At 54.6% G+C, this 18557-nt stretch carries 16 protein-coding genes and 1 pseudogene; 2 read left to right on the top strand and 15 right to left on the bottom strand.

Features of this window, described 5'->3' with window-relative positions; translation table 11 throughout:
* Nucleotides 1-17: 17 nt before the first annotated feature.
* The 10 genes from waaA to HMPREF3052_RS00175 all read right to left on the bottom strand — a co-directional run bounded on the left by waaA (nt 18) and on the right by HMPREF3052_RS00175 (nt 10774).
* Complete coding sequence (gene waaA, locus HMPREF3052_RS00220) at nt 18-1283, bottom strand: lipid IV(A) 3-deoxy-D-manno-octulosonic acid transferase (protein WP_070747549.1); 1266 nt, start codon at nt 1281-1283, stop codon at nt 18-20.
* Nucleotides 1284-1421: 138 nt separating this feature from the next.
* Entirely contained in the window at nt 1422-1853 is a 432-nt protein-coding gene (locus tag HMPREF3052_RS00215; RefSeq protein WP_070747547.1) for a plastocyanin/azurin family copper-binding protein, read from the bottom strand.
* A 179-nt stretch (nt 1854-2032) separates the two neighbouring features.
* Nucleotides 2033-2800 (bottom strand): ABC transporter ATP-binding protein, encoded by a 768-nt coding sequence (locus HMPREF3052_RS00210; RefSeq protein WP_070747545.1) that lies wholly within the window; start codon nt 2798-2800, stop codon nt 2033-2035.
* A gap of 10 nt (nt 2801-2810) precedes the next feature.
* Nucleotides 2811-3857 (bottom strand): FecCD family ABC transporter permease, encoded by a 1047-nt coding sequence (locus HMPREF3052_RS00205; RefSeq protein ID WP_070747543.1) that lies wholly within the window; start codon nt 3855-3857, stop codon nt 2811-2813.
* Nucleotides 3858-4381: 524 nt separating this feature from the next.
* Entirely contained in the window at nt 4382-5497 is a 1116-nt protein-coding gene (locus tag HMPREF3052_RS00200; protein WP_070747541.1) for an ABC transporter substrate-binding protein, read from the bottom strand.
* 505 nt (nt 5498-6002) lie between these two features.
* Nucleotides 6003-7766, bottom strand: coding sequence for a phosphoenolpyruvate--protein phosphotransferase (gene ptsP, locus HMPREF3052_RS00195; RefSeq protein ID WP_070747538.1), 1764 nt, complete (start codon nt 7764-7766; stop codon nt 6003-6005).
* Nucleotides 7766-8035 (bottom strand): HPr family phosphocarrier protein, encoded by a 270-nt coding sequence (locus HMPREF3052_RS00190; protein WP_070747536.1) that lies wholly within the window; start codon nt 8033-8035, stop codon nt 7766-7768. Before HMPREF3052_RS00190 ends, ptsP begins: the two co-directional genes overlap by 1 nt.
* 44 nt (nt 8036-8079) lie before the next feature.
* Nucleotides 8080-8508 (bottom strand): PTS sugar transporter subunit IIA, encoded by a 429-nt coding sequence (locus HMPREF3052_RS00185; RefSeq protein ID WP_070747533.1) that lies wholly within the window; start codon nt 8506-8508, stop codon nt 8080-8082.
* 58 nt (nt 8509-8566) lie between these two features.
* Nucleotides 8567-9130 (bottom strand): hypoxanthine-guanine phosphoribosyltransferase, encoded by a 564-nt coding sequence (locus HMPREF3052_RS00180; RefSeq protein ID WP_003683938.1) that lies wholly within the window; start codon nt 9128-9130, stop codon nt 8567-8569.
* A gap of 114 nt (nt 9131-9244) precedes the next feature.
* Entirely contained in the window at nt 9245-10774 is a 1530-nt protein-coding gene (locus tag HMPREF3052_RS00175; RefSeq protein WP_070747530.1) for an ABC transporter permease, read from the bottom strand.
* 233 nt (nt 10775-11007) lie between these two features.
* Here HMPREF3052_RS00175 and HMPREF3052_RS00165 point away from each other — a divergent pair, with 233 nt between their 5' ends.
* Together HMPREF3052_RS00165 and pdxA are read left to right on the top strand one after the other, a co-directional pair.
* The gene (locus tag HMPREF3052_RS00165) at nt 11008-11538 is read left to right on the top strand and encodes a cytochrome b (protein ID WP_083318754.1); all 531 of its coding nucleotides are present in this window, start codon (nt 11008-11010) and stop codon (nt 11536-11538) included.
* A 157-nt stretch (nt 11539-11695) separates the two neighbouring features.
* Nucleotides 11696-12700 carry a 4-hydroxythreonine-4-phosphate dehydrogenase PdxA gene (gene pdxA, locus HMPREF3052_RS00160; RefSeq protein ID WP_070747526.1) on the top strand — a complete coding sequence of 335 codons (1005 nt, stop codon included), beginning with the start codon at nt 11696-11698 and terminating at the stop codon, nt 12698-12700.
* A 190-nt stretch (nt 12701-12890) separates the two neighbouring features.
* On the opposite strand, the gene HMPREF3052_RS00155 is transcribed toward pdxA, so the two are convergent.
* The 5 genes and pseudogenes from HMPREF3052_RS00155 to HMPREF3052_RS00130 all read right to left on the bottom strand — a co-directional run.
* Entirely contained in the window at nt 12891-13886 is a 996-nt protein-coding gene (locus HMPREF3052_RS00155; RefSeq protein ID WP_070747523.1) for a S49 family peptidase, read from the bottom strand.
* Nucleotides 13887-13940: 54 nt separating this feature from the next.
* Nucleotides 13941-14963 carry a lysozyme inhibitor LprI family protein gene (locus tag HMPREF3052_RS00150; RefSeq protein WP_070747522.1) on the bottom strand — a complete coding sequence of 341 codons (1023 nt, stop codon included), beginning with the start codon at nt 14961-14963 and terminating at the stop codon, nt 13941-13943.
* Nucleotides 14964-15068: 105 nt separating this feature from the next.
* Entirely contained in the window at nt 15069-16283 is a 1215-nt protein-coding gene (gene gltS / locus HMPREF3052_RS00145) for a sodium/glutamate symporter (protein WP_003683777.1), read from the bottom strand.
* A 187-nt stretch (nt 16284-16470) separates the two neighbouring features.
* Complete coding sequence (locus HMPREF3052_RS00135; protein WP_070747515.1) at nt 16471-17913, bottom strand: SEL1-like repeat protein; 1443 nt, start codon at nt 17911-17913, stop codon at nt 16471-16473.
* 367 nt (nt 17914-18280) lie between these two features.
* Nucleotides 18281-18505, bottom strand: a pseudogene (locus HMPREF3052_RS00130) (capsule polysaccharide modification protein); the annotation flags it as partial.
* Nucleotides 18506-18557 lie beyond the last annotated feature (52 nt).

The following is an 18557-nucleotide window of genomic DNA, read 5'->3' as shown; positions in this document are numbered from 1 at the left end:
TACTGTAAACAACGCTACTAGTTTCTACAATTCAAACAATCTGCAATCGCTTTGGCAATTTTGGCACTGGCGCCTTGGTGTTGCGAAATGAATTGCTTGGTGTGGCTGATCAGCTGTTGGCGCAGCGTTTCGTCGTCGAGGTATTGGCGCGTGGTTCTGTACCAGGCTTCGGCAGTTTCGACGCGGACGGCGGCTTTGGCTTCGACTGCGCCTTTACAGGCTTGGGCGAAGTTGTAGTTGGAGTAACCGAAGAGGGTAGGGACGCGGCAGGAGATGGGTTCGATGATGTTTTGGCAGCCGGCATCAACGAGGCTGCCGCCGACGAAGGCAATGTCTGCGCTGAGGTAGTAGGCGGCAAGTTCGCCCATGCTGTCGCCTATCCAAACCTGTGTATCGGGGGAAACGGGTTGTCCGTCGCTGCGTTTTTGGACGGTATAACCAAGCGATTTGGCGGTATCGTAGGCCGTCTGAAAGTTTTCAGGGTGGCGCGGTACGATGACCAGTAAGGCATTGCCGCGGTAGCCCTGCCATGCTTTGAGGAGCAGCTCGGCTTCGTCTGAGCCTTTGTACACGCGCGTGCTGGCGCAGACGACGACGGGGCGTGCGCCGATGCGTTCTTTAAAGGCGACGGCAAGCGGGCGCGAGTCGTCGGGGGGAGCGATGTCGTATTTGGTGTTGCCGCAGACGTGGACGTTGGACGCGCCGATGAGGTGCAGGCGTTCGGCATCGGCGGCGGTTTGGGCAAAGCAGCCGGAGAGGGTCTGCATGGCAGGCTCGACCAGCTTGCGGATTTTGAGGTAGCCGCGTTGGGATTTTTCGGAGAGGCGAGCGTTGGCCAAAAAGAGGGGAATGCCTGCTTCTTGGCAGCTGTGCATCAGGTTGGGCCAGATTTCGGTTTCCATCAAAATGCCGCAGATGGGGCGGTGTTCGGCTAAAAATCGGGCGACCCATTCGGATTTGTCGTAGGGCAGGTAACGGCATTGCGCATCGGGGAACAGGGATTGCGCGGTGGCGCGGCCGGTCGGTGTCATTTGGGTAATCAAAAACGGCGAGTCGGGAAAATGGCGGCGCAATGCCTGGACTAAAGGTTCGGCCGCACGCGTTTCGCCGACGGATACGGCGTGTATCCAAATCGGGCGTTGTACGGGATTGGGATACGCCTGCCCGAAACGCTCGTCCCAATGCTCGAGATAGGCTGGGGATTTGAGGGCGCGGCGGCGCAGGTGGCGGCGGATCAGGAAGGGGGCAAGGTGCCACAGCGTGGAGTAAAGGCGGCGTATCATGCTTACGGGTCTTGTGTCGGAATAGGCCTATTTTATCGGAAACTGAAACGGAAGATATAGCTTTGATGCGTGTTTTACGCAAAGGAAACAGGCCGTCTGAAAGGTTTCAGACGGCCTTTAATGCGGGCATAAACGCGTTTACTTCACTTGTGCCATGTATTTTTTCAGACGGCCTTTGCTTTGCATGGCGCGGTTTTCCATTTCATCGACAACGGCTTGTGCTTTGGCTTTGTTCACCGGTTTGCCGACCTGAATCACGCCGCTCATGTTCATCATGCGGTGCGGCGGGCAGGTATAGACATACACGCCTTCTTTGTCGAGCTTGAGGGTGAAGTCTTTACCGTCTTCGGAGAGGAAGTCGGCAACGCCGTCGGGCAGGGCTTTGCTTTGCACCCAGTGGCCGCTGTTGGCGGCTTTGAAGGTAACAGTATCGCCGACTTTGGCGTTGACGTAGCCGGGTTCGAACACCATGCTGCCGTCTTTGCCGTTGTCGAGCATTTTGATTTCGTGGTTGGCGGCGTATGCGCCGAGGGATGCGGTCAGCATGAGGAGGAAGAGGGATTTTTTCATGGAGGGAGTCCTTTCTAAGGATAAAAAATATGGGACGGGCTGATGAGTCGGAGAGGTAAACCTTGGGCTTACCGCCCTCTCCCTAACCCTCTCCCTAACCCTCTCCCGCGGGAGAGGGGATAAGTTGCAGGGAGTCCGCAGGCCGGATGTTCAAATCCGACATTTCAGGAGCGGTCAAGTTACGTACTCTGCCGCATCGGGCGGATAACGGGCAGGCCTTTGCTGTCGTATAAAAGTTCGATGTCCACTTTGTACAATCTGCCGATCATGTCCGCCTGCAACACGTCCTGCGGCGCGCCCTGCGCCTGTACTTTGCCTTCGCCGAGCAGAATCACGCCGTCTGAAAACTGCGCGGCGAGGCTCAAATCGTGCAACACCATCAGCGTAACCAGATTGTGTTCGTGCGTGTATTGCACCACGCGCTCCAAGAGGTTCAATTGGTGGTGCATATCCAGCGCGCTGACCGGTTCGTCCAGCATCAGGATTTCGGGACGGCGCAGCATGACTTGGGCAAACATGACGAGCTGCCGCTGTCCGCCGGAAAGCCGCATGACGTCGCGGTGCGCCAGATGGCCGATGCCCAGCTCCGCCATGATACTTGCGGCTTCGTGCAGCAGTTCGTCGCCGACGTGCATGTGCAGCGCGTCCATGCGGCCGAGCAACACGACTTCCAGCGCGGTCAGCGAGGCTTCGGCGGCGGTATCCTGCGGCATATAGCCTATGCGTTTGCGCCAGCTTTGCAGGTGGATTTTGCTCAACACTTCGTCGCCGTAGCGGATGGTGCCTTTGTGCACCACTTCGCCGAAAATCGTTTTCATCAGCGAGGATTTGCCCGTGCCGTTCGGGCCGAGCACGGAATAGACTTTGCCTTGTTCCAGCGTCAAATCGATACTGTCGGCGACCACATAATCGCCGCGCCGGATATGGACGTTTTCAAGTTTCAACATTTCAGACGACCTACCGTTTCGTTAACACAATCCAGAAGAAGAACGGCACGCCGACAAACGACGTAACAATCCCCACCGGAAACAGCGCACCCGGAATAATCACCTTGGACAACACGCTCGCCACCGATAAAAACGCCGCCCCTGCCAGCATCGCGCCGGGCAGGAAGAAACGTTGGTCTTCGCCCAAAAGAATCCGCGCCACATGCGGCGCGACCAGTCCGATAAAGCCGATCACGCCGACGAAACTGATTGCCGTCGCCGTCATCACCGCCACCAACACCAGCGTTTTCAGGCGCAAAAGTTGCAGATTGATGCCCAGCCCGACGGCGCGTTCTTCACCCAAACGCAGCGCGGTCAGCTTCCACACATCACGCGAAAGCAACAGCACGCACACCGCCGTAACCGCCGCCGTAACCGCAACCGTCTCCCAAGTCGCCTTGGTCAGGCTGCCGAACAGCCAAAACAAAATCTGCTGCGAAATCTCAGGCGCGGCGATAAACTGAATCAGCGACAAAATCGACTGAAACAGAAACAAAAGCGCAATCCCCACCAGCACCAACATCGCCGAGTTGAAGCGGCGCGCCGAGGCAAACAGAAACAAGATACCCGAAGCCAGCATGGTCATCACAAACGCGCCGATGGGGACGGCGACCGTTTCAGGCAGCCCGAAACCGCCGAACGCAATCACTACCGACGCGCCCAAACCCGCCGCCGCCGCCAAACCCAGCGTATAAGGGCTGGCCATCGGGTTGTTCAACAGCGTCTGAATCTCCGCCCCACCGACGCCCAAAGCCGCACCGACTACCAGCGCCATCACCGCAATCGGCAGGCGCAAATCCATCACAATCAGGCGGTTCATTTCATCGACTTCGGGTTTGCCCAGCAAAACATTGACTACTTCGCCGACAGGCAGCGTGTCCGTCATCGCAGGGCCGGTGGCGATGTCGAATAGGAAACTGACCGCGGCGATGGCTAAAAACATCAACACAATCAACCAACGCTTGCCTTCCAACTTGCGCTGGTTTTTCACAATCTCGGCGACAACCGAATCATTCATTTTTTTAAACCTTTGAAATTAAGTAATAAGGCCGGACATCCATGCTCGACCATCTCTTTTGTCTGTATCCGTTTTGAAGGATGGTTTTTGAAAATCGGGATAACGGCGTTCCAAACGGCTTTGCCCTCTCCCTAGCCCTCTCCTACGGGGAGAGGGAATCGGATGACTGAAATTCAACTATGTGTTGCGATTCCCTGCAATTTGTTCTCTTTCCCACGGAGAGAGGGAATCGGATGACTGAAATCCGACCATTGTTGTGATTCCCTGCAATTTGTTCCCTCTCCCCGTGGGAGAGGGCTAGGGAGAGGGCAAAAACAGTCAAACCCACCTGAAGCTCTCCGTTCGGCACAACGGAAAGTCGTAGCGTGGGCTTTGCCCGCGAAAATATGGAAAACCTCATACCGTTTGCCATCATTTCCGCAAACGTCATCCGTGGGAAAAGCCCACGCTACGCTGTACAAAACCCACGCTACTTTCAGACGACCTTCCGCATAAAAAGGTCGTCTGAAACCCAGAAGCCCGCCTTATTGCCCTTTCGGATACAGGTAGAACGTACCGTTCGGTACAACCGGCAGGTTTTGGCGGTAGAAGTCGATATAAGTCTTTTCAGGATTGAAGTCTTTGAACAACTGCGGATAAATCGCTTTGGCCATAAATTGAATCGATGCGCCGTCGGAGAGCGTGCGCGAGTTGGCGTGGTAGGCGGCATAGAGGCGGTTGTTTTTAATCGCAGGCAGGTTGGCCCAGCCGGCGCGTTTGGCAAAACCTGCTAAGCGTTTTTCCGCTTCGGCTTTCGGAATGCCCCAACCCATCACCATGGCGGTCGGGCTTTTCTTCAATTCGGTTTCGCGGCCGGTAATCACGATGACGTCGGGTTTGGCGGCGAGGACTTTTTCAGGATTGATCGGGCCGTAGAACTCGACCGAAGAAGCGGCGATATTGTTGCCGCCGACCAGCGTCGCCATCGAACCCCACATGCTCTTGCCGAAGGTAACGCTGTGTTCAGCAGGGCCTTTGTTGCCGAACTCGACATAGACTTTAGGCTTGGGCAGGTTGGCTTTTTGCACGCGCGCTTGGATGGTGTCGGCGACGCGTTTGTAGTCTGCCGCCAGTTTGTCGGCTTTTTGCTGCTGGCCAGTCAGCGTGCCGATGAGCTTGGTCGATTGAACGTGTTTGGCGACCGTTTGCGCGTTGTAATCCAACACAACGATGGGGATGCCGGCTTTGTTGATGCGGTCAAGATCGGAACCCAAAGCCTTGTATTGCCATTCGGCCAAAACTAGCAAATCGGGTTTCAGCGCCAATACTTTCTCAATCGAGAAAGTGCCGACTTCCACTTCGCCCACGTCGGTCAGCTGATTCAGTTTAGGCACGGCTTTGCTGAATGCCGCCCAGCTCGGCGGCGCCCAGTCGGCCCAAACTGCTTTGGAGAAACCGACAACGTTGTCCAGCGCGGTTTTACCGCCGATGGCCATGTAATCTTGGTAGTAGAAGCCCAAAACCACGCGTTTGGCAGGTAGGTCGACGGTTACCTTACGGCCGACGGTATCGGTCAGCTGAACCGGTTTGGCAAAAGCGGATACGGAGCCGATTGATAAAGCTGTAGCGGCAATCAAAGCAGAAAGTTGCGTAAATCTCATGAACTATTCCTTTAAAATATGATGATAACTATTATCTTTTATAAATTTACAAGGTATTGAATCTTTTTTCAAGTGAAACATGAGAATAGACATATTCCAGAATAAAAAGTTGCATCATTAAAATAAAGGGATAATGTTTGGGTATACTGAAGACCTAGTGAAAAGGAATGATATGGGTGCCTAAAGCCATAGTGGGCAGTAGCTGGAAGAAATAGGCAAAGGGTCATTTATTGCAAAAAATAAAAGGTATCCGGTTGAGTACAGCAGGCCGTCTGAAACCTTGTAATCGGGGTTCAGACGGCCTTTGGTGTAGGCATAAAAGCGTTTATTTCACTTGCGCCATATATTTTTCAGACGGTCTGTAAGCAGTATTGGGGAAAAGTGAAAAAGGTTGGTTTTTGAAATGGCGAAATAGGGAAGAAGGGGCTTGCGGGAGAATCGGGTGTAAACCCAAAATGGGGACGAATAAAAAGGGCGTGTATTGAAACACGCCCTTGCCGGAGGTTCAGACGGCCTGTGATTCCGCCTGTTCGCTTTGGTTGAGGATTTTAATCAGCTTCTCGGTTTTTTCCGGATCTTCGCAGCGCAGGATTTTGGCGGCATCGTTTTCGAGATGGCCGGTGTGGCTGTGCAGGATGATGTTTTTAACCGAAAGCAGGTTGTTGGGGTTCATGGAGAAGCGGCGCAGGCCCATGCCGAGCAACAGTCGGGTGAAGACGGTATCGCCGGCCATTTCGCCGCAGATGGATACGCCTTTTTCCATGCGGTTTGCGGTGCGGATGATGTGTTGCAGCGTTTTGAGGACGGCAGGGTGGCCGGGTTGGTAGAGGTGGCTGACGCTGTCGTCGCCGCGGTCGACCGACAAGAGGTATTGAATCAGGTCGTTGGTGCCGATAGAGATGAAATCGACGAGCTTGAGGATGCTGCCGACGGTCATGGCGGCAGACGGGATTTCGATCATGCAGCCGATGCTGACCGGACCGAAGGTTTCGCCGCGTTCGGTCAGTTGGCGTTGGGCCGTGTCCAGATGGATAAGGCATTGGCGCACTTCGGAAATGGACGTAATCATCGGCCACATCATGCGCACGGGGCCGTGGGCGGCGGCGCGGAGAATGGCACGCATTTGGGTGCGGAACATGACCGGCTCGGCGAGGCACAAACGGATGCCGGTCAGGCCGAGCGCGGGGTTGAGGCTGCCGTTGGGCGTGCTGTTTTGGCCGAACCAGCGCGGATTTTTATCGACACCCAAGTCAACGGTGCGGATGGTGATGTTTTTGCCTTTGAGTTTTTTGACGATGCCGGCATAGACTTCGTATTGTTCGTCTTCGGTCGGCATGTTGTCGCGGTTGAGGTAGAGGAATTCGCTGCGGAACAGGCCGACGCCGTCTGCGCCGAAGTTGTGCAGGGCTTTGATGTCTTCGGCGGATTCGATGTTGGCCAAAAGTTCGATGTTGATGCCGTCGGCCGTGGTGGCGGCGGTTTTTTTGATTTTGTTGAGTTCGCGCTTGTGGCTGCGGTATTCGCGAGCGAGGCGGCGGTATTCGTTGAGGACGACTTCGTCGGGATCGATGATGAGGATGCCGTTGATGCCGTCGACGATGACGATTTCGTTTTCGGTGATGAGTTTGCGGGCGTTGTGCAGACCGATGACGGACGGGATGTCGAGGCTGCGGCCCAAGATGGCGGTATGGCTGGTCGGGCCGCCGGCATCAGTTACGAAGGCGGTAATGTGCTGCTCTTTGAACAATACGGTATCGGCAGGCGAGAGGTCGTGCGCGATGAGGACGGTGTCGTCAAACAGGTTGCCGGCGAGGTTGATTTCGTTGCTTTGGCCGACAAGGTTGTTGTGGATGCGGCGGACGACTTGGAGCATGTCCTGTTTGCGTTCGCGCAGGTAGTCGTCGTCGATGCTGTCGAACTGGGCGGCGAGTTTGTCGCTTTGCTGTTTCAATGCCCATTCGGCGTTGATTTTTTGCTCGCGCAAAATGTCGATGGGTTCGCGCGAGAGGGTAACGTCGGTCAGCAGCATCAGGTGCAGCGAGATGAACGCGCCCAATTCGGTCGGGGCGTTTTCGGGAATCGCGCCGCGCAGCTGTTCCAATTCTTTGCGCGTGGCTTTGATGGCGTTGTCGAAACGTGTGGCTTCGGCATCGAGTTTGTCGGGATCAATGTCGTATTGGGGGACTTCCGTTGTGCCGCGCGTAATCAGGTGGGCGTGGCCGATGGCAATGCCTTTGCCCGCGGCTACACCGTGTAGGACGATGCTCATTATTCGCCCTCGCCGAAGTAGTCGTTGATGAGGTCGGTCAACGCCTGCATGGCGGCGGCTTCGTCTGTGCCTTCTGTTTCCAGCTCAATCACGGTGCCTTTGGCGGCGGCCAGCATCATCAGGCCCATGATGCTTTTGCCGTTGACGCGGTTGCCGTTTTTGGTGACCCAGACTTCGCTTTGGAATTGGGAGGCGGTTTGGGTGAATTTGCTGGAGGCGCGCGCGTGCAGGCCGAGTTTGTTGATGATTTCGATTTCTTGTTTGAGCATGGATGTCCCCTAAATGTTCGTAAAGTGAATGTTTTCAGACGGCCTTAGCCGTGTTCTTTGCACACCAGGTCTTCAGGTGCGGATGTAATGGCGAAAATGCCCCGGATGGCGGCTTCTTTGACGGTTTCGGTGAAGTCGGAGAGGTTTTCTGCTTGTGATGAGCATTGGATGGCTTTAATCATCATCGGGGCATTGAGGCCGGTCAGGATGGCGGATTTGTTTTCGCGCACCAGCCGGCGTGCGGCGTTGCTCGGGGTTGCGCCGAAGATGTCGGTCATGATCAGCACGCCGCGGTTGTCGGGAAATTCCTGCAACGCGGCGATGGCGTTGTTGATGATGTCGTTTTGATCTTCGTTAGGCTGTACGCCGAGTATGTGGAGATTTTCGGGGAAGCTGTTGGGAAAGAAATGGTCGGCCAAACCGCGATAGGCTTCACCTATGGTTTCATGTGTAATGATTAACAAACCTATCATGATGTGTTCCTAGCATGGGGGTTGAGGCCGTCTGAAGATTTTTCAGACGGCCTTTGTTTTATTTATTGTTTAAGGCGTAGATTTCGCCGAGGTTGCGCCAACAGCCGGCGGCATCCATACCGTAGCCGAAGACGTAGCGGTTGGGCACGTCCAAACCGACATAATCGGCTTTGGTCGGTTTTTCTTTGTCGATCAGTTTGTTGGCAAATACGGCCGCACGGCAGCTTGCCGCGCCCATTTCCAACAGTTTTTCCTGAATGGCGGCCATGGTGTGGCCTTCGTCCAGGATGTCGTCCAAAACGACTACATGACGGCCTTTGATTTGCTCGGGGTCGGGCATGCGTTTCCAGTTGAACGCGCCGCCTGCGAGTTTGTCGCCGTAGCGGGAAACGTGGACGTAGTCAAAGTCCAAAGGAAAGCGCAACAGCGGCAACAACTGTCCTGTAAACACCACCGCGCCACCCATTACAGGCAGGAGCAGGGGGTATTTGTCGCCCAAGTCACGGGTAATGTCGTCGGCAACTTTTTGCAAGGCCGTGCGGCATTGTTCTTGGTCAAACAGCAAGTCGGCATTGTCCAGCATGGCTTGGGTTTCAAGGCGTTTGGTTTCTAAGTCGGTCATGATAGATCGTGTTGAGTGCGGTTAAAAACAAATTATATAGCGGATTCAATCAATTTTCGATACAAGGCGCGGCAATAGTGTAGTGAAAGTGAAGGGGATTTGAGCCGACCACGTTCAGACGGCCTTTTGTCCTTCCGCTTCGTCCACCAGCAAAAATGCCGTCAAAGCCAAAGCGGTCAATACCGCCGTCAACACCATCGCCCGTCCGTAATTGTCCGCACCGGCGCGTCCGAGATAATCGTAAATCAAAGTGGTCAGCGTCTGCCATTCGGGGCGCGACAGGAACAATGTGGCCGCAAATTCGCCGATACACGTTGCCGAAGCCAAAGTCAGGCCGCGCCGCAAGGCAGGTTTCAATAAAGGCGCGGTTACATAACAGGCCGTCTGAAAACCGTTTGCGCCCATAGTACGAGCCGCCGCCGCGTAATCTTTGGGCAAACCGTCCCACGCGGCCAGTACGTCTTTGGCCACAAACGGATACGCCAACAGCGCGTAAGTCACCGTCAGCAGCCACAGCGAAGCCGTCCACTGCGGATAGAGCAGCAAAACGCCAAACGCGATGCACACGGGCGACACCATAAACGGTAAAAACATCAGCGCGCGCAACCACGCCATTTGCCGTGCCGCCGCCGCATATAGCGCGCCCAAAACCGTTGCCGCCGCTACTGCTGCCGCAGAGAAACGGACGGTGTTCCACACTGCCGCCCACGTTTGCGCCTCTAGCAAGACTGCCCAAGAAGAGCCTGCCGATACCGCTTTGAGCCACACTGCCGCCAAAGGCAGCAGGCAGCACAGTGCCAACATGGTCAATACCGTTGCCGTCAGCCATTTTTCCCAAGCCCATATCGGCACACGCGGAGGCAAAGGCGAGACCGACTTATCCACAGCCACGCGCCTGCTCCAATACGCATACAAACCACCTGCCGCCGCCGTAACCGCCAGTACCAGCCACACCAACACCGACGCACGCGCCATGTCCAACTCATACGCCACCAGTCGGTAGATTTCTACTTCCACCGTCGCAAAACGTTCGCCGCCGAGCAGCAAGGCCAGCCCGAAGCCTGAAAAACAATATAAAAACACCAGGCACGCACCGCCGGCAACCCATGCACGCACCACCGGCCACTCGACCCAGACAAACCGCCGCCACGCGTCCGCGCCCAAAGATTGCGCCGACAGCAACCGCGCCTGCGGTACACGCACAAACCCCTGATACGCTGAGCGCACCAAAACCGGTAGGTTGAAAAACACGTTGCCGTAAATCAGCAACCACGGTGTGTCCTGCCAACCTGCCGCCAGCATGCCGTGTGCGCCAAACAAGGCCAGCACGCCCATGCCTGCCACCAAAGTCGGCATCACAAAAGGCAGCATCAGCAGGCGTAAAACCGTGCGCCGTCCGGCGAAGTCCATCCGCGCCAGCACCCACGCCGCAGGCACGCCCAAAGCCGTGACCAAGACGCAGGTCAAAACCGCCTGCGCCACCGTCCAGCCCAAGCGCAGGCGCATATAGTCATCAGCTACCACTTCCGCCCAAGCGCCTTCGCCGTCGTAAAACGCCAGCGACAGCAAAGGCGCGGCCACCATGACCGCCAAGAAACCCAAAGGCAGAAGCAACAGAGCAAACCGCCGAATCCAAATCTGCATCGATGCGTACCCGAGAATAAAAACGCCTATTTTAGCCCGAGTTCGGCATAGGAGGTGGTATTCCTGCCTTTGTTTTCAGACGGCCTGTGCAGCCTGACGGGTAAAACCGCCGTTTCTTCAAATTTTCCAAATATTTACGAAATCTCTTCAAAAAGACAACATAATTGGTTGGGCATTTTTGTTACAATGCCGCCGATTCAAAAAACCAAACAAATCAAAAACAAGGAAACATCATGACCGCTACACGCCCACAAACCTACGATGCCGTCGCGCGCGCGTTGCATTGGCTGACCGTACTCGGTTTCATCGGCATCCTCTCCACCATTACCGTTTGGACCATCTACGATGGTGAAGAATGGGTCAAATCGCTCTTCGGCGTGCATAAATCCATCGGTTTCATCACGCTGCTGGTGATTGCCGTGCGCATTGTTTGGGCTTTGCTCAATGCGTCCAAACGTCCTGCCGCCGACAGCTTTGCCGCCAAAGCAGGCCACCTTGCCCTTTACGTCCTCATGCTCGTCGTTCCCGTTATCGGCATGATCCGCCAATACGGCGGCGGCCGCGGCCCGTTGAAAGTATTCGGTGTCGAAGTGATGCAGGGTTCGCCTGAAAAAATCGAATGGATGTCCAACCTCGGCAATATGGCGCACGGCAAACTCGGCTGGCTGCTCTTCGCGCTTGTCGCCGGCCACATTGCCATGGTTGTGGTTCACCGCATTCAAGGCCACGATGTTTTATACCGCATGATCGGCTGTCGATCTTAAGTGTAAAACGGTAAACAGCCAAGGCCGTCTGAAAACAGTTTGACCAAGCAAAAACTGTTTTCAGACGGCCTTTTTGTATTTGTGTTAATCTGCAAAAGTAGGGCAGGCATTTTGCCTGACTGTTGTCTAAATACTGTAACCCGTACCGAGAAACACCATGACTGCTCCCATCCTCGCCATTACATCCGGCGAACCGGCCGGTATCGGCCCCGACATCTGCCTCGATTTGGCTTTCGCCGACCTTCCTTGCCGCCTCGTTGTTTTGTGCGACAAAAACCTGTTGGTAAACAGGGCCGAACAGCTCGGCAAATCCGTCATCTTGCGCGATTTTCAAGCCCAAGCGGCTGAACCGTTGCCCAAGGGCGAACTCGAAGTCATGCATATTCCTTTAGATGCCGAGTGTCGGGCGGGCGAACTCAATCCTGCCAATGCCGCGTATGTGCTCCGACTGCTGGATACGGCGTATCAAGGCATTTCAGACGGCCTGTTTGCCGGTATGGTGACCGCGCCGCTGCATAAAGGCATCATCAACGATGCCCACGCAGGCAACGGATTTTTCAGCGGCCATACCGAATACCTCGCCGAAAAAAGCCATACCGAACAAGTCGTCATGATGTTGACCGGCGGCGGCCTGCGTGTGGCATTGGTGACCACCCATCTGCCGCTGAAAGACATTCCCGCCGCCATCACGAAGCCTTTAATCGAGTCGGTTGTCCGCATTCTTGAACACGACCTGCGCCATAAGTTCGGCATAGTCAAACCGGTCATCCTCGTTACCGGCCTCAATCCCCACGCGGGCGAAGGCGGCCATTTGGGACACGAAGAAATCGACACCATTATTCCGGCGCTTCATGCCTTGCAGGCCGAAGGCATAGACGCGCGCGGCCCGTATCCTGCCGACACGGTGTTCCAACCTTTCCTGCTCAAAGACGCCGACGCCGTCCTCGCCATGTATCACGACCAAGGGCTGCCGGTGCTCAAATATGCCGGTTTCGGCGAAGGCGTGAATATCACCCTCGGCCTGCCCTTTATCCGCACCTCTGTCGATCATGGCACGGCCTTGAACTTGGCAGGTACGGGCAAAGCCGATTCCGGCAGCCTGATTACTGCCGTTCAAGCCGCGCTTGATATGGCGCACAATATGCAGAAACAGGCCGTCTGAAGTGTGAAGGTTTAATCGTTTGCAAGCGTAATGTGTTTCCGTAAAAGCATCATCAGGGGATATGTGCCTGTCGGTTTATGAAGCCGATAAATGTTTGGACAATAATCAGCGTTTTATTTGAAAAACCATATAAAAAGGCCGTCTGAAACTCCGATATTTTGGGTTTCAGACGGCCTTTTGGTTTGTTGGTTTACCAAATTTCAGACAAAGTTTCTTTGACTTTGGCCTTCACTTCTGCTCCAAAGCGGCGGCTGAGCATTTTGCTGAAATCGTCTTGCGGCGTGTAGTTGACCAGCTCGGGGGCTTTGACAACATCGCGGGCAACGCTGTAAATGCTGCCGAAGTCGTCAATCAGGCCGACTTGTTTGGCTTCTTTGCCGGTGTAGATGCGGCCGCTGAAAACATCGGGATACTGTTTGTCTTTCAACCTTGCGCCACGGCCGAGTTTGACGGCTTTGATAAATTCTTGGTGGATATCGCCCAACATGGTTTCCCAGATTTGGGTTTGGGCCGGTGTTTCAGGCGTGAAAGGGTCGCCCATGCCTTTGTTGCTGCCGGCGGTTTTCAGACGGCGTTTGACACCGGCTTTGTCCATCAGGCCGGTAAAGTCGAAACCGCCGCCAATCACGCCGATGCTGCCGACAATGCTGGAAGGGTCAGCGTAAATTTTGTCGGCTGCGGCGGCAATGTAGTAGCAGCCGGAAGCGCACATGTCTTCGGCAACGAGGTAGACAGGGATGTCTTTGTGTTCGGCTTTGAGGCGGCGGACTTCGTTAAAGGCCGTGTTGGACACGACAGGCGAACCGCCGGGGCTGTTGGCGCGGATGATGATGGCTTTGGCGTTGCCGTTGTTATAGGCGGCTTCCATGCTGTCGCGCAGGATTTGGACTTGGTCGTCGATGTCGTTGCCGATTTCGCCGGTCAGGTCGATAACGGCGGTGTGTTCGCCGCGGGCGTGGATGCTCGTGGTTTTTCCTTCTTCTTCCGAGAGGCCGAAGATCAGGCTGAGAAAGATGAGGACGGCGACGCCGCGCCAGATGTTGCGCCAAATGCGGGCGCGGCGCTGTTCTTGGTAGGCGGCGAGGAGGACTTCGCGCAGGGTGTTGCGCTCCCAGTTGTCGACGGGTGTGGAAGCTGAAGATGGTGCGTTTTGGGCATCGCCTTCACGGTGGATTCGGTATTGCATGATGTGATGTGCTTTCTTGTAGGCCGTCTGAATGTTCAGACGGCCTTATCGGTTTTAGTTGATGGAATAGCCGCGCAGGTATTGCGTACGTTCGCGGGTCATGCGGGTTTCACACTGTAAGCGCAGGTATTCTGCTTGCGCAGCGTTGTCTGCGGACGCGGCGGCTTGTTGGCAGTTGAGTTTTTTGCTTTGAATCCAGGCGCGTTGTTCGCCTAGGATTTGTTGTTTGACATCGCTATCCATGCCGCTCCAAAGGTCGTTGATCTCGCCGTCTGCCTGACGGTTTTGCGCACGCGCGTTGTCAAGTTCGCTTTGGCTGAGGCCGGGTGGCTCGTTGCGCTGAGTTTCGCGGTCAGGGCGCAGGACTTCGTAGTCTGAATTGTCGTCATCATCGGTCAAGCCGACGGCTTGGCTGGCGGCGTTGTTTTCCAGGATGTCTTGTGGATCAACAGTCGGCGGCTCTTCCGTATTTTGGTTTTGCAGCAGCTTGATGGCCTGCTCTTTGGATACAGGCTTGCCGTCTATCATGACGATGCTTTTCACGCCGTAGGGCAGCAGGGTGGCGGAAAGGGTTTGGGCTGTGGTGCTCAGGGTATTGTCTTCGAGAACCGGTTTGCCGTCTTTGTCGGGGGTATAGAGCAGGGTGGTGCTGAACGTGTTGTTTTCAAAAGTCAGGTTGCTGCCCATCAGTTTTTGTTCGAGCATGTCGGATAACGGGGTGTTGCCGTAAATCAGCGGGCTGTTGTCTATGGCTGTTTTGAGGATGGTGTCTGGAATGCGGATTTTGAGGTTGGCGCGGCAGATGGCTTTGCCGTCGTCTTCGGTTTCTTTGGCGTCTTCAAGCAGGGTTTCTAATTCGAGGCCGGCGGCGATGATTTTATCGGCATCGACGAATTGGCGGTTGTCATTGCGGGCAAAGGAGCGCGCTTGTTGTTTGAGGGTGTCTTCGATGGTGGTACGGATGTTTTGCAGTGTGGCCGGTTGGGCGCAATCAAGCGCGGCTTTTGGCTCTTCTTTGCTGCATGCGGCAAGAAGAATCGTGCTTAAAATCAATACGGAAGCGGTTTTTTTGTACATAGGTACTCCTGAAGATGACGGCCATTCAGACGGCCTGACGTGCCTATCATAACAAAAGCACTTGCAGCAAGTAAATGCGGCAAGTGCTTTTCTATGTCAGAAGTATCAGCCTTTGATGACGCTGACAAAGCCGGAGAGGATGGCGGCGTTGAGCAAGTCAACGAAGAACGCACCCACCATAGGCACAATCAAGAAGGCTTTGTGAGACGGGCCGAAAGTTTGGGTAATGGACTGCATGTTGGCAACGGCGGTCGGGGTGGCACCCAAACCGAAGCCGCAGTGGCCTGCCGCCAATACGGCAGCGTCGTAGTCGCGACCCATGAAGACGTAGGTAACGAAAGTGGCGTACAGAATCATCACGACGGTTTGTACGGCCAAGATGATGGTCACAGGGCCTGCCAGACCGGTCAATTCCCACAGTTTCAGGTTCAGAAGAGCCATGGCAAGGAAGAGCGACAGGGAAGCGTTACCGAATACGTCGATGGCGCGGTCGAACATATTGACTTTGAAGGTTGCAGTCAGGACGTTGCGGATGACCACACCTGCAAACAGACACCATACGAATTTAGGCAGGTCGAAGAAGGCTTTGTCGTAGCCGTCGACGATTTCGGCAAAAGCCAAACATGCGGCAAACATAGCCAGGGTTTCGACAGCGGAGTCAGCCGTAATCAGGCGTGTACGTTGTGCTTTTTCGAAGATGTCGTCGGCAACATCGTTGTCGTCGGATTTGGCAGTTTTGACGACAGGTTTACGACCCATTTTGTTGATCAGACGGCGTGCAACAGGACCGCCGATCAAACCGCCGAATACCAGGCCGAATGTTGCAGAAGCCATACCCAAACCGGTTGCGCCGGTCAGACCGAATTTGCTTTCAAAGTCAGGACCCCATGCGCCGGCTGTACCGTGACCACCGGTCAGGGTAATCGAACCGGTAATCAGGCCAATCAGTGGATCCAAGCCCAATGCGCTCGCCAAGCCGACACCGACGAAGTTTTGGACGATGATGAATGCACCCACCACGGCGGTAAAGATAACCAAAGGCAAACCGCCCGCTTTCAAACGGGAGAAGTCGGCGCTCAAACCGATGGATGTAAAGAAGATAAGCATGAACGCATCTTGCAGCGGTTTTTCAAATTTGAAGCTGACGCCGTAGGCTTCATGCAGGGCGAACAGGACGATAGCGGCAACCAAACCGCCGGCGACCGGCTCGGGAATATTGAAGTCTCTTAAGAATTTGATTTTTTGAACCAGAAATTTACCAACCAGCAACACGAGCGTGGCGGCAATCAGTGTGTAATAACTGTTGAATTCCCATTCCATGTTGTTTCACCTCCTAGAAATGTTTTTCCGAGCATCCGTTTTTGTTCCGGATGCAGTGTGTTTCAACGCTTGGCGTTATCCGCCGAGTGTCATGGTATTGATGCGCGGACAAGGCAAGGTGTTTTCAGAAAGAAATGAAAACAATGATGTGTCCGTGAAAAATAACTGGCAAATATTAGGGGAATAGTTAAAGATTGTCAAAAAATGCGAGTGTAAATCTTTTCAGACGGTCTTTTTGCCCGATGGCATGGTGCGCTTCACGGCGCCATTGTTCTAATAGGGATGTTAATGATTCGGCCGAAGTGTGGCCGTTGCTGATGGCGGCCTGCAGCCAGTAGCAGGCGGTCGGAACATGACAGCCGACACCTTGCCCGTGATAGTAAAAACAGGCGAGGTGGTATTGGGCGGAAGGGTGGTTTTGTTCGGCAGCAATGGCGTACCAGTGTGCAGCCGCCCGAGGATCTTGCGCCGTACCGAGGCCGTAATGGTAGATGCGGCCTAAGGCTGCCGCCGCGTTTTTATGGTGGAACTCGGCAGCTTCCATGTAATTTTTGCGCGCGGCATTATAGTCGGCGGGACGGCCGATGGCATTGGCTTGTGCTTCCGCCAAACGGTATGTGGTTTCGGTTTGTTGTTGTTGCAGGGCGGTAGTTTTGATTTGTTCGTATTGTTGCGGATGGTACAGCGCGGCGTCGCTGATGAGTTTTTGTGCTGCGGCGGCAGAACCCAGTGCGGCTGCACAGTGGTAGTAATCATGCGCGATATGGTTGTCGGCTTTGATACCGAGGCCGTAGCGGTAGAGGTCGCCCATGATTTTCAGCGCTTCGGGATGGTTTTTCTCGGCAGCGGCTTTGGCATATCGTGCCGCTTGGAACGGATCGCGTTCGGAGAGTTCGCCGGTCAGGGCGTATTGGGCCAGCTTGGCCTGTGCTTCCGCTTGCTCCTTATCGGCGGCACGACGATACCATTTTAAGGCTTCGGGTTTGCGTTGGGCGGCAAGAAGGTCGGCCAGTAGGGTTTGTGCGGTGATGTGGCCGGCTTGCGCGGCTTGTTCGAGATAATGTTCGGCTTGTCCGTGGTTGGGGCTGACACCTGTACCGTAGAAGTAGATTTGACCGAGTTGCCAGCAGGCAGCAGTTACGCCGAGCGCGGCCGCTTTTTCGTATTGTTCAATGGCTGTTTCAATGTTGCCTTGTCGTTGATGATGGCGTGCCAGATGGTAATATGCAGGCGCGGCATATCGAGCAGCGGCAAGCTCTGCCCAGTAGAGGGATTGTGGATCGTTGCGCTGCGCGTGGTAGCGCATGAGGATTAATTGGGCTTCGAGGTGACCTTGCTCACCCAGCCAGGCGTAGTCGTTGAGAAGCTGTCCGGTTGGAGTGCCGTTGTGTTCGCGTTGTTGCAGTAGGATAAAGAGTGCCTTGGGATGGCGTTGGGCCGCGGCGGCTTCCAGCCATGGAAGTGCCTGCTCCGGATGACCGTTTTGCAGCAGATGGTCGCCCAATACAAAAGCAGCTTCCGTATATCCCTGCTCTGCGGCCTGTTGCAGCAGGGGCAGGGCTTGGGCGGTATTGGATTGTTCCAAAAGGGCGGCGGCTTGCCGGTAGAGGATATCAGGAGCGGCGGTCATGGTTTGCGGGCGGATATAAAGTGGAAGACGGATGCTGCGGCATATGGGCGGCGATACCGGTTGAGGGCTTTGTAAAAATATTGCTCGGCATAGTTTTGTAGAGTGTATTGCCTTGCTGGCTTATCTTTAGGATGCTTGGCTTGTTATATTGTTTTGCCTGGGGGTACATCCATATTTTGTGCGTTGCAAAGGGCTCAGGTTGAGTCGGTATGCGCTCATGACAGCTCGGTCATTATACTGTTTTTGTAATTTATTGTTAATGATAAATGCAGGTTTTTGTGTTTTATTTACATGGCAGTAGCTAAGGTATTGATTGCTTCAGGCCGTCTGAAATGTTTTCAGACGGCCTGAACTTTCCTTCGCTAAGTCAGATTGCTGGTGTGGAAGAGTCGGAAGAGTTTTTGTTGAGGAAAAAGACCTGATTGTAGAAGTTGCCGTTAATTTGGGTTACGTTGAGGTGGTACATACGGTAGGCATGAAACAGCTCTTTGTCAGGCGGTGTCGGATGATTCCAAAATTCTGCCAAGGTATTTTGGTCAGTAATGCCGGGAATATTATAATAGGCACGACCAAGAACCTTAACTGGCATATTGAGACCTTTGCAAAATCCCCCAAAAATCCCCTAAATTCCCACCAAGACATTT

It is taken from the genome of Neisseria sp. HMSC056A03 (assembly GCF_001815685.1).
GTDB lineage: Bacteria > Pseudomonadota > Gammaproteobacteria > Burkholderiales > Neisseriaceae > Neisseria > Neisseria subflava.
Note: the sequence above shows the minus strand (reverse complement) of the source record. Positions and strands in the feature narration are given on the sequence as shown.